Source organism: Sphingobacterium sp. UBA6320 (assembly GCF_002440335.1).
GTDB lineage: Bacteria > Bacteroidota > Bacteroidia > Sphingobacteriales > Sphingobacteriaceae > Sphingobacterium.
Genome location: NZ_DJTA01000008.1, coordinates 244,809 through 256,315 on the forward strand (window position 1 = coordinate 244,809; position 11,507 = coordinate 256,315).

Annotated in this window: 10 protein-coding genes and 1 tRNA gene; 6 read left to right on the plus strand and 5 right to left on the minus strand. The window is 35.1% G+C overall.

The annotated features are described in order from the left end of the window. The first annotated feature begins 109 nt into the window (after positions 1-109). From B3P23_RS04930 to B3P23_RS04940, 3 genes are all read left to right on the plus strand, one after another. A complete protein-coding gene (locus tag B3P23_RS04930; protein WP_293924935.1) occupies positions 110-913 on the plus strand; it encodes a helix-turn-helix domain-containing protein in 804 nt (267 codons plus the stop codon). A gap of 130 nt (positions 914-1,043) precedes the next feature. Continuing rightward, positions 1,044-2,207, plus strand: coding sequence for a serine hydrolase domain-containing protein (locus B3P23_RS04935; protein WP_293924936.1), 1,164 nt, complete (start codon positions 1,044-1,046; stop codon positions 2,205-2,207). A 390-nt stretch (positions 2,208-2,597) separates the two neighbouring features. Beyond that, complete coding sequence (locus B3P23_RS04940; protein ID WP_293924937.1) at positions 2,598-3,050, plus strand: DinB family protein; 453 nt, start codon at positions 2,598-2,600, stop codon at positions 3,048-3,050. Positions 3,051-3,468: 418 nt separating this feature from the next. Here B3P23_RS04940 and B3P23_RS04945 read toward each other — a convergent pair. Further along, positions 3,469-3,541: transfer RNA gene (locus tag B3P23_RS04945), tRNA-Lys, on the minus strand. 222 nt (positions 3,542-3,763) lie between these two features. Then, the gene (locus tag B3P23_RS04950) at positions 3,764-4,717 is read right to left on the minus strand and encodes an acetyl-CoA carboxylase carboxyltransferase subunit alpha (RefSeq protein WP_045754133.1); all 954 of its coding nucleotides are present in this window, start codon (positions 4,715-4,717) and stop codon (positions 3,764-3,766) included. 160 nt (positions 4,718-4,877) lie between these two features. Here B3P23_RS04950 and B3P23_RS04955 point away from each other — a divergent pair, with 160 nt between their 5' ends. Together B3P23_RS04955 and B3P23_RS04960 are read left to right on the plus strand one after the other, a co-directional pair. Next, entirely contained in the window at positions 4,878-7,064 is a 2,187-nt protein-coding gene (locus B3P23_RS04955) for a glucoamylase family protein (RefSeq protein WP_293924939.1), read from the plus strand. A gap of 134 nt (positions 7,065-7,198) precedes the next feature. Next, entirely contained in the window at positions 7,199-7,720 is a 522-nt protein-coding gene (locus B3P23_RS04960) for an OmpA family protein (RefSeq protein WP_244914447.1), read from the plus strand. Between the two features lie 130 nt (positions 7,721-7,850). On the opposite strand, the gene B3P23_RS04965 is transcribed toward B3P23_RS04960, so the two are convergent. From B3P23_RS04965 to B3P23_RS04975, 3 genes are all read right to left on the minus strand, one after another. Further along, positions 7,851-8,498, minus strand: coding sequence for a YggS family pyridoxal phosphate-dependent enzyme (locus tag B3P23_RS04965; RefSeq protein WP_293924942.1), 648 nt, complete (start codon positions 8,496-8,498; stop codon positions 7,851-7,853). A 98-nt stretch (positions 8,499-8,596) separates the two neighbouring features. Continuing rightward, positions 8,597-9,301 (minus strand): AAA family ATPase, encoded by a 705-nt coding sequence (locus B3P23_RS04970; RefSeq protein WP_293924944.1) that lies wholly within the window; start codon positions 9,299-9,301, stop codon positions 8,597-8,599. Positions 9,302-9,382: 81 nt separating this feature from the next. Beyond that, on the minus strand, positions 9,383-9,832 hold the full coding sequence (locus B3P23_RS04975; protein WP_045754136.1) for a GNAT family N-acetyltransferase: 450 nt from the start codon (positions 9,830-9,832) through the stop codon (positions 9,383-9,385). 88 nt (positions 9,833-9,920) lie between these two features. Here B3P23_RS04975 and B3P23_RS04980 point away from each other — a divergent pair, with 88 nt between their 5' ends. Beyond that, positions 9,921-11,384 carry a PLP-dependent aminotransferase family protein gene (locus B3P23_RS04980; RefSeq protein ID WP_094772918.1) on the plus strand — a complete coding sequence of 488 codons (1,464 nt, stop codon included), beginning with the start codon at positions 9,921-9,923 and terminating at the stop codon, positions 11,382-11,384. Positions 11,385-11,507 lie beyond the last annotated feature (123 nt).

The window sequence follows — 11,507 nt, forward strand, 5'->3', positions numbered from 1 at the left end:
TAAAGATCAAAGGGGTTAATTTGTAATTAGGAACCATAAATATGATAGAAATCTGTACAAGATTTTGTCTTTACCTGATCTGCAAGCCACTTTGAAAATGTTAACAAGAATGAAGTTAGAGTTTTACAAACCGAAAAATCAAATACTAAAAAAATATATTGAAGGGTTTTATTTTCTTACTCAGGATAAAATATCCAATCAAATTAAATATTTGACATTCCCCAACAACTATTGTGTCCTTTCTGTTAATCAACATGCGATAGTTGAACTTACACAAAGACAGATTCTAATTTCAAGTTGTGAAGATCAGTATATTATGGCTGATTTTGTTTCGCGTTATTCTGAGCCTATAGAAGTGATATATCAGGGTTTTATTAATGAAATCACTATTTACTTCAAACCTCTTGGAGCCAATCATTTTATGGACAGTGCAAAAATTTTCAATCTACCAATCATGACTGATTTTAATCCATTTGATGATTTTAAGCCTAAAATGGAAATCATTTTTAATGAAGGAATGCGTGAGCGTCAACTTGAGCTATTGGAAATTTATTGGCTTTCTAAATATGATAAGCAGGATTTATATCAGATGCAGCAGATCTTGATCGATGTGGAATCGGATTTGAAAATTGCGCAGGTTGCAGCTAAACACCAGGTTTCAAGAAAACATATCACCACGATGTTCTTAAGGCATGTGGGTAAAACACCATCTGAATATCGAAAAATACATCGATTTAGAAATACACTGCTAAATTATAAAAACAGCAAAAATTTGACTACACTTTCTTATGGAAATTTTTTTTATGACCAATCGCATTTTATTAAAGATTTTAAAGCATTAACTCATCTTCATCCAAGTGTGTTCTTCAAACAGGTGAATACAGAAAAGGAAAATATGTGGTTTTTTATTTGAACGGTTACATTTTTACAATTTTTAGAAAATAGAGTTGCCTTACTTTGTCTTGAAATTACATTTCGGTTATCAGCAATCATAATCTGACTGTTTTTTTTCTTGACGTAACTTTTTTTAATACTAGAATACAATGAAAATCATTTTTTTGACCATCAGTCTTTTTTTTACTTATACGATACATGCTCAATCCATCAATCCTGAAAAATTGAGCGAACTTTTAAGACAAGCTAAAGAACACAATAGCGAGGCTGTGATTATATATCAAAATGGAAATTTTGTTACTGAAAACTATTTTGCAGCAGGGTATGCCGATAAAAAGATTGAGGCGATGTCTGCTACCAAGAGTATTATTGGGCTTGCTGTAGCATGTATCTTAACTGAAGGGTTGATAGACAGTCTCGATACTCCTGTTTGGTACTTTTACCCCGAGTGGAAACAAGGGAGGAAGAAAGATATTACCATTAGGCATTTGGTTCAGATGACTTCTGGTCTTCAAAACCATCCAAATGCTGGTGAAGAAATTTATCCTAGTCCAGATTTTGTTCAGCTCGCCTTAGCTGCAGAACTCTCAGATACGCCAGGTGAAGTGTGGTCGTACAATAATAAGTCGTTAAATCTGATGGCGGGAGTGATTCAAAAGATAACAGGGAAAAGAATGGATGTATATATTGGTGAAAAGTTGTTTTCACCATTGGATATTACTGATTTTACATGGACTCTGGATCATGCCGGCAATCCACATGTGATGTCGGGATGTCAAATCAAACCTAAAGATCTCGTCAAATTGGGGATTCTAGTTCTTAACAGAGGTCAGTATAACGATAAGATCATAATTAAACCTGAATATATTGATGAAGTTGTCAAACCTTGCCCAAAATTTGCAGGCTATGGTATGCTTTGGTGGATCGATTACGATCAAAATATATCTATTGTGGATGATGAAATTATTAATAATATTCAAACTGCAGGAATTGATTCTTCTTTTGTGCAGAAATTAAAGTTGATGAAAGGTGTATATCCAACAAACGAGGCATTTTTATCGCAACTTCGAAAAGTTTTTGGGGACCAGTATAATGAAATTATTTATACAACACTTTTAGGTAAACACAAAATAAGAAAACGTGAATTCAAAGGCAATGTCAGTTATAGAGCTGATGGGTTTTTGGGTAATTATTTAATTGTGAATCCCAAAGAAAATATCGTTGCTTTACGTATGATAAGTTATGATAGTTTTAGAGATCAAAACGATAATTTTAATTCGTTTAAAACTATCATAAATAATTTAAATGATTAGTATGGGTCTGATTATTCTCTAGAGTTCCATAGGTTTTTACCGTTTTAAAAGAATACATTTATGAATTGGATAAAAAACACCACATGAGATGGAAATGTTTTGCCGAACAAATAGAAATTGCTAGCATAAAAGACTCCACTTTTAGGTTGCAATTCCAATAAGAAAGGATATCTCTAAAAAATGGACCATGCCAATGTATAATTGAGGTTTGACCATATCCCAACTTTACATTAAATTTGGAGATAGGCTCAAATTCGATAGACGATTTTAGGATTAGGTTAATTATCCAATGACATAGTTGGAACACTCCCTATTGAATATTTGTGCTATATTGTCCGACTATCGCAACCGCCCAAAACTTTACATAAATTTTAAAAAAATCCTTTCCAAATGAAAGAAAAACTTATAGAACTTTTTGAATATAATTATTATTTTAATAATAAATTGATTGAATTTATTTCTGAAAATTTTCAATTAAAGCCAGAAAAATCGGTGAAACTTCTAAATCATTTAATAAATGCTCAGCAAATTTGGAATGCAAGAATAAATAATGAAAGTGAATTTGAAGTATGGCAGATTAATGATTGGAATAATATTTCAAAAATAAATGCAGATAATTATTCGAAAACTTTGGAAATTATTCATAATGAAAATCCTAGGAATATTATTGAATACAAAAATTCAAAAGGTCAAAAATTTATAAATAAGATTGAAGATGTATTATTCCATGTTATAAATCACTCAACTTATCATCGTGGTCAAATTGCAACAGATATTAAAACTAACGGAATAGAACCTCTAACTACTGATTATATTTTTTATAAGAGGAAAATCGAAGAGTAAAAAAACTGCCTATAACATCGGTTTGGCAATATGGTAGCAGGTCAAGCTAATGTTTACTTTTTCTATTTCAACACATTTAACGTTGATTAATCATTACTAATTGTGATCACAATTAAGCTATCCAAATGGTTAAAACAATACCGCCATTTGGTTCGAATTCGGATGTAACTAAAATTAGTGTGAAAGGCTAAAAAATATGATTTAAACGGAAAAAGTACATTTTAGTGCGCTTCTTGCGATCCAGCTGGGATTTTACTCAGCTCTGCTGCCCAAGTTCTACCTTAAGTGGGAAAGTTGGCTCAGCCTCACCATTCCCGAGCACATGACGCGAGCCTATATTGAATCTAACCCATCTCGACACTTGTATTCGAATCCAACAGAAATAAAAAATGCTTCACAGAAATGTGAAGCATTTTAGTGATCCCGCTGGGATTCGAACCCAGGACCCATACATTAAAAGTGTATTGCTCTACCAGCTGAGCTACGGAATCTTACTCTTTTTTGAAGTTACCTTCGTTGTTTGGAGTGATGCAAAGGTAGAAAAATCTAATAAACAGGACAAATATATGGTCGGTTTTTTTTGAAATATGTTGTAACGTATTCTATTTTAAAAACTTATTTTTTTATAATACAGGAGTAGGAGCGGATATGCTAAGAAAAAAAGGGTCGGTTTTATCCAAACCGACCCTTTTCATGTTAATGCTAAGTACATATTACTCGACAACTACACCCATATTGCTGAATTTTGCAATGCGCTCATCAACTAAGATATCCTTGTCCTTTGCAGTTAAGATCGCTAGATCCTCTACTAATTTTGTTTTTAAAAACTCTGCTGCCAATTCTGGATTTTGATGCGCCCCGCCTAAAGGCTCTTTAATGATACCATCAATAAGACCATTGCCAAGCATGTCTTTAGAAGTCAATTTAAGAGCTTCTGCTGCTTTTTCTTTATGATCCCAACTTCTCCATAAGATAGAAGAGCAAGATTCAGGAGAGATCACCGAATACCAAGTATGCTCTAGCATGTAAACCCGGTCACCGATACCGATACCCAATGCTCCGCCAGACGCACCTTCACCGATTACCACACAGATAATAGGTACTTTTAATACCGACATTTCCAGTAGATTACGTGCAATAGCTTCACCTTGACCTCTTTCTTCAGCTTCGAGTCCAGGATAAGCACCCATAGTATCGATTAATGTAACGACAGGTTTGTTAAATTTTTCTGCCATTTTCATTAAGCGAAGGGCTTTACGGTATCCTTCAGGGTTTGCCATACCAAAGTTGCGGTATTGACGCTCTTTTGTATTTTTACCTTTTTGATGACCGATTACCATAACCGATTGTCCTCCGATTGAAGCGAATCCACCTACGATTGCTTTATCATCTCTTACAGTACGATCTCCGTGCAATTCGATGAAATCATCGCAGATCATATTAATGTAATCAAATGTTTGCGGTCTTTCAGGGTGACGTGACATTTGCACATTCTCCCATCCAGATAAATTACCGTATATTTCTTTCTCAGCGTTCGCTAATTTTTCTTGTAGCTCCAACACAGTAGCGCTCATATCGACTTTCGTCTTTACGGCTACTTGTTCCACTTTTTCTATTTGCAATTGCAAGTCCGCAATTGGCTTCTCAAAATCAAATGTAGTTTTCATATAAAGTTGTTATGAAAAAATCAGATGGCTAAATTAGTGCATTTTTTCCGAAATTAAAATTACGTATGACATTTACATTGGAAATCCTTTATTACTTTTGTGTTTCAATAAAGTAGAGATGGCTTACTTTTTGTATGATTATATTTATCAATTTATGCGCATGTCAAAAAAAATACTATTCATTATAGGTTTATCTCTTTCTTCCGCAATGAGCTTGTCTGCACAAACTTATCCTGAAGTTGTGTTTGAAAATAGTCTCCTTTCGGGTAATTACGCCAAAAGTCTGGTGGAATATTCGGGAGATAGCTGGGTACAGAATGTAAAGAAAAATTTACCCACAACAGATTCTTTATTTTTTACTCCTGGTAATTCACTTTCGTTACGTTACTTGTCATCTCGAGCAGGAACATGGAGAGTTGCTTTACTCAATGATCGGCACAAAGTAAATTATCAAGTGGTGGCAAATGATGTGTTAACCATAAAATTATATGTGCAGAGCGCACATACAAAAGAGAAAACACTTCCGAAAATTCAATTGCTGCAAGGAGCTAGTGCAACTAACGTGTTGGATTTAGCACCTTTTATTGATGACTTTGATCACGATACATGGTTAAATGTAGAGATTCCTTTATCGAAGTTTTCAAATTTGAAAGCCGGTGAATCCATTTCTGAAGTAGTGTTTTCGCAAAACACAAGTGACGAAATGACTCATCAGCTGTTTATCGATCAAGTGGAGTTTTTACCTAAAAACCCACCACGAGTCAAGTTGTCTTCTGGAGCTATTCTATCGCAAGTCACCAGTATCGATAAACAAGTGGAGTTGCAGTGGCAATTGCCGCTGACACCAAGTATCCGTTACATCAAGATTTATCGCTCAACGGATAATGTTGATTTTAAGCCAATTGCTATTCGTCCTGTATTTATGCAGAAGTGCTATGATCTTGTCGAAGAATTTAATAAGAAGTATTATTACAAAATTGCATGGGTAGACTATGATTACGTAGAATCTCCCTTTTCTACTGTTAAAGAAATTTTAACAAAACCTGCTACAGATCTGGAACTGTCCAATTTGGTTAAATTAGCAAATGTTAACCATTTTATCGAAAACTATGATATCAATAGTGGTCTTTTTCTACCCAATAAGGCAAATAAAAAGGCGATAGTTTCTATTGAAGAATCAGGTTACGCTATATTATCATTGCTGGTAGGGGTTGAAAATAACGTTATTTCTCGACAAGCTGTTCTGATGCGATTGACTAGAATGATGAAATTCTTAAATAAGGCACAAAATCATGAAGGTGTATTTTCATCTTTTTATGATGGCAGGGAGGGAGTTCCTGTATACTTAAATAACGTACAAATGTACGATGTCAAGGCAACATCTACGCTGATAGAAGCACTGCTCGTGGCCCGAGAATATTTCTCTAAAGATAGTCCAGAGGAAAAGAATTTGCGTGATGCTGTGAATGGATTATGGAAGCGTGTGAACTGGACTAAGCTTACCTCAACATCCAATCCTCATGCTTTAGTAGATCAATGGTCGGCAATCGATAGTACCGCTCAATCTAAAAATTTAAATGGGCTGAATGATGGTCTGAGTACTTATTTATTAGCCATGTCTTCACCAACTTTTCCTTTATCTGATGCTAGTTATATAGCAGGTTATGCAAGGAAAGTAGCTCCTGTTGATAGCAATTCTATAGTTTATCCTGTTTCAAAGATTGATCAGGATGCTAAGATTGAATTGCGTACCGATTTTACTACTCCGCAATTGATGATGAATGGAACTGTTTCGGTTGAAGATTCTTTAATTTTTCAAGATCATACTTTATACGGAAAGAAGATAGCGTTAGGAGATCTAAATAGCAGTATGATCGATTTTTATAGACCATTTCTAACGCTTGATCCTCGTGGCAAATACGATGGTCATGTGGATTATGGTCAGTTGGCGAGTAATTATATTTTAGCTTATAAAAGGAGGGATAATGAACTGAATCTAGGATCTACCTATACAGATATCTGGGGTGTCCAAAATCCAGCAGACCCACATGGACATTATCTGATTAATCCAGCGATTGGAATTTCAGCGGTTGCCTTTGAACAGGAAATTGGGCAAAAATCATTGCGTAAATTTTATGATCAGTATGCTCAGGTTTTGTTTACGCAATATGGTTTTAGATCGTGGATTGATTTAAAAAATAATGATGTTTCTGATGATTTTAAAGCGAAAAATCAAGCTACAGTTGCTATTTCAATGGAAAATGCAAAGTCTGGTTTAATATGGAAGTTGTATAATCAAATACCAGAGATAAACGCCACGCTGAAGAAAATATACATAAAGAAGTAAGGATTGCTCCCATGTGGCAGCACGCATTATTGAGGGCTAAGATTTCATTTCTTAGCCTTCTGTTTTTCGGGAGTTCACTTTTTTTTATATCTTTACTTTTAATTTTTGCGTTCATAAAAAAATCCAAACAATCGATGATAAAAAAAATAAATAGTATTGCTGTTGCTCTAATTTGTTCGGTTTCTATATTCTCATGTAAACCACAAGCTGTTATTGTTAACCCCGGTGCTGTTGTCAGTATCGATGGTACTGACGATGGTTTGAAAAATGTAAAGCGTGATTTTGAAGATGCAACTCGTACAGATGAAGGTATCAAATTTACTATTTCATCTGATTTGCTTTTCCCGACAAACTCTTCTTATTTGACGGATAAGGCAAAATCCGAATTGAGTAAAGTGGCAACACTTTTAAAAGAAAATAAAAGTAAAATCCGTGTTGATGGTCATACTGACGCAACAGGTACGGTGGAGTATAATCAATGGCTGTCCGAAAAACGAGCTAACTCTGTTAAAAAATTCTTGACCGATGCTGGTATTGCAGAATCGAGAATTGCAGCAAAGGGAATTGGGCAAACTAAACCAGTTGCGGATAATAAGACTCCAGAAGGACGACAAAAAAATAGACGTGTAGAGGTGATTATTTTGGATGCAAAATAAGTAAACTACAATCTTAATTGTATAGTAAAAATAATAAAGGCTTTCAAATAAAAATGGAAGCCTTTATTATTTTTTTAAAAAATTAAATATCTCATCATAAGTTTGATGCTGGAGTAACCAATGCACTTATCTATGCACGAGTTTCATTCCAATAATAAGAATCTGGATATATTCGAGCTCCAAATATGGCTGTCCCAATACGTACGATTGTTGCGCCTTCTGCGATTGCAATCTCGTAATCTCCACTCATCCCCATCGACAACTCTTCCATGCTGACATGCGGTATATCAGCTTTGATAATCGCCAATTGTAAATTTTTAAGCAGTCTAAAACATTCTCGGACTTTTTCTTTGTTTGTACTAAATAAACCAATAGTCATAAGGCCTTTAATGCGAATGTTGTCAAGTAGTGCTATTTGCCTAACTAAATCAAGCGTTTTTTCTGGAGATACTCCAAATTTACTTTCCTCTCTCGAAGTATTTACTTGAATTAAGATGTCAATAAACCGATTGTCAGCCTTTAGTTTTTGATTTAATTTTTGTGCTAAATCTAGGCGATCGATCGATTGAATGCAGCCGACATCATATTGTAGTAGGTATTTGATTTTATTGCTCTGCAAATGCCCGATAAAATGGCTATTATGAGGACTGTTTTTTAAGTGATCGTATTTTTTCCCTAATTCTTGAACCTTGTTTTCTGCAATACATGTATAGCCGGCAGATAATGCTATCTGTATGCGGGCCGGGGGTACTGTTTTAGTTGCTAGCAGCAATTTCACTTCTTTAGGATCTCGGTGATTTTGAAGACAGCAGGCCGTGATCTTTTTTGGATAAATTCAAGATTGTCTAGGATGATGTCGCGCATATTTTATTGTTTTTATTGCCTTTCTAATTTTGCTATGAGGAGTGCTTTAGCTTGTGTAAATGCATAATCTTTGGCTTCTGCATACGAAATCTCGTATTTTCGCTTAAATTGTTTAATTTCTTGGGGTAAGTTTTCGCTCAGCTTATCGTAGTACTGATTTAATTCGAATTGCGTCGGTAAATGATAGCTTATCTGTACCTGGAATCTACGTAACAATGCCTTATCAATAATTTCGGCATGATTAGTTGCGGCAATCAATAATACGTTCTGTGGAAGATAGTCGATCAGCTGGATCAAGGTATTGACCAGACGTCTCATTTCACCAACATCTTTGTCATCATTTCCTCGTGCTTTCCCAATTTGATCAAATTCATCTAAAAACAGCACCGCTCTTTCTCGAGTCGCTTTATCAAATATTTGTTTGATATTTTGTGATGTCTCACCAATTCGAGCACATACGATGGTGCTGAGATTAAGTATCAAAATTGGCTTATTCAGTGCCTGTGCTATTGCTTTAGCAGTAGTAGTCTTTCCACAGCCTGAGCTACCTTGTAATAATATCTTATTATTTACAGGAAGTCCATACTGAAGTAGTTCTAAACTGTAGTTGTGCTCTTTTATCAATTGCTGTATGGCATCTCTATTTTCTTGGTTGAGAAAAATATCCGCCAATTCAGTTTTTTCTCCTTTGGTGATGATCAGATCCGAAATATTCATGGCAGCAATTTATTAAATTTTGTATAGAATTAATGATGGTTTTTTAAGAATGACGAACGTTTTACGTTCGCCATCTCTAGTTTACGATCTCCACCAGTGATAGTAGTTATGTAGCCCATCATATTCAAATCCACATCGAGGATATAAGTTATTGCCTACATCATTTGTTTTTTCAGTCTCTAACATCAATCCGCATGCATTCGTTTCCTCGCACCAAAGTTTGCTTCGATCTATCAATGCAATAGAAAGACCTTGACCACGAAAATCGGGGTGAACATACAGATCACTTAGTAGCCATTGTTTCGCTAGTTTTGTGTAATGGAATAATTTGTAAAGTTGAACAAAACCGACTGCTTGATTATCTACCACGACTAAAAATATAGTGGATTCATTGTTGATAAATCTTTCTCGGAGAAAATCCTTTCCTTTTTCCAGATCAGATTCCTGACGGTAAAAAATGCGATAAAGGTTAAATAATGTAGCTGATTCATCTAGATCTGCTAATGTTGCTTGTTTGATTAAAAATGCCATTTGTTTTATTTTTTTGATTGATGTGACAAAATTATCTTTAAATAGGACTATCTTTATGCTCCAGTTTTAAGTTAATCAGTAGTCCAGTATGCTTCCGTTTGAAAACATCATTATCATTGACAGGTCAAGTACTACACCCATTTATCGGCAGGTTGCTCTTGCCATTATCAATGCTATATGTGATAGTGTGCTAAAGCCTGGATCGCATTTGCCCAGTAGCCGTGAATTGTCAAAAACCTTATCTGTTCATCGCAAAACAGTGATTGCGGCTTATGATGAATTGCAGTCTCAGGATTGGATTACTGTTGTGCCCAGAAAATATGTTGCTGTTTCAGCCTGTATCCCAGTACTCAAGGCACAGAAGTGGAGTCAACCTGTAAGACGTGTTACCTATGGGGAGGATTTATCTGTTGGATATAAAACAATAGCAACGGATTTGTTATCTAGATCAACAGATCATTTGAAGACTTTAATGATTGATGATGGCTATCCCGATATCCGTTTATCTCCGATTGATGATTTATTGAAAACCTATCGTACTTTTACCAATCGCAAAACTATTTCTAAAATTGCTAATATCGGCACGGCACAAGGTGTATTAAAACTGCGAGAGCAGCTGGCAAATTATTTAATTGAGTCTAGAGGACTTGCTATGTCTGCGGAGCATCTTCTCATTACTCATGGTGCGCAGATGAGTATTTATCTGGTTGCTCAATTGCTATTAAATGAGAAGTCAAGTATTATAGTAGGTCACCCCAATTATCCTTTAGCTAGCCAAGTGTTTAAAGCGACAGGTGCTGAAGTTATACCGGTTCATGTTGATGCCGAGGGGATTGATACGGATGCGATTGAAGCATGGTGTAAAGTGAAAAATATTGAGGCTATTTATGTGATCCCACATCATCACTATCCAACTACGGTAACTTTGTCTGTAGAAAGGCGTTTGAAATTATTGGCCCTTGCTGAAAAATACGCTTTTATTATTATTGAAGATGATTACGACTACGATTATCATTATACCTCTTCTCCTTATCTACCGTTGGCAAGTGGTCATCATCGAGGAAATGTGATTTATATTGGATCTTTCTCTAAAATATTAGATCCTTCTATCCGAATTGGTTTTATGGTGGCACCACAGCGATTTATCGAACAGTGTGTAGCCTATAGAAGAATGATTGATGTTGGGGGAGATGGATATATGCAACATGCTTTGGCAGAGTTGATCAGTGATGGTGAATTGAAGCGGCACTTGAAGAAAGCAAGAAAATGTTATCGATTAAGACGTGATTATTTGGATCAATTGCTCCGTGAGCGATTGAGTTCATATGTTACATATCGCTTACCGGCTGGTGGTATGGCGATTTGGTTACGGTTAAATCCTGAATATATGATTGAAGATTTATTGTTAAATTGTTCTCTGCAAATTGTTAGAGTTGATGTGGAGCAAAATGCTTTTCGATTTGGTTTTGCATCATTAACACAAATTGAGCTGAATCAGGCAGTTGAGGAGTTAGAAAAAGCATTTAAAATGATAGAATTGACTAAAAGCTGATTATAACTTTATCGGAAGAGTATTTTTGCCCTTTTAATATGCTTTATCGTGTACTTAAAGGGTTAAGAATTTTTATTAAAATGACGTTTTTTCAGTTTTAGTGAGGAATAATTTTGTAAATTA

Coding starts and splice junctions, on each gene's coding strand:
- B3P23_RS04975 (WP_045754136.1), bottom strand. CDS start 9,832: ATGGCATTTTTAATCAAACAAGCAACATTAGCAGATCTAGATGAATCA.
- B3P23_RS04940 (WP_293924937.1), top strand. CDS start 2,598: ATGAAAGAAAAACTTATAGAACTTTTTGAATATAATTATTATTTTAAT.
- B3P23_RS04930 (WP_293924935.1), top strand. CDS start 110: ATGAAGTTAGAGTTTTACAAACCGAAAAATCAAATACTAAAAAAATAT.
- B3P23_RS04950 (WP_045754133.1), bottom strand. CDS start 4,717: ATGAAAACTACATTTGATTTTGAGAAGCCAATTGCGGACTTGCAATTG.
- B3P23_RS04980 (WP_094772918.1), top strand. CDS start 9,921: ATGCTTCCGTTTGAAAACATCATTATCATTGACAGGTCAAGTACTACA.
- B3P23_RS04960 (WP_244914447.1), top strand. CDS start 7,199: ATGATAAAAAAAATAAATAGTATTGCTGTTGCTCTAATTTGTTCGGTT.
- B3P23_RS04935 (WP_293924936.1), top strand. CDS start 1,044: ATGAAAATCATTTTTTTGACCATCAGTCTTTTTTTTACTTATACGATA.
- B3P23_RS04970 (WP_293924944.1), bottom strand. CDS start 9,301: ATGAATATTTCGGATCTGATCATCACCAAAGGAGAAAAAACTGAATTG.
- B3P23_RS04955 (WP_293924939.1), top strand. CDS start 4,878: ATGTCAAAAAAAATACTATTCATTATAGGTTTATCTCTTTCTTCCGCA.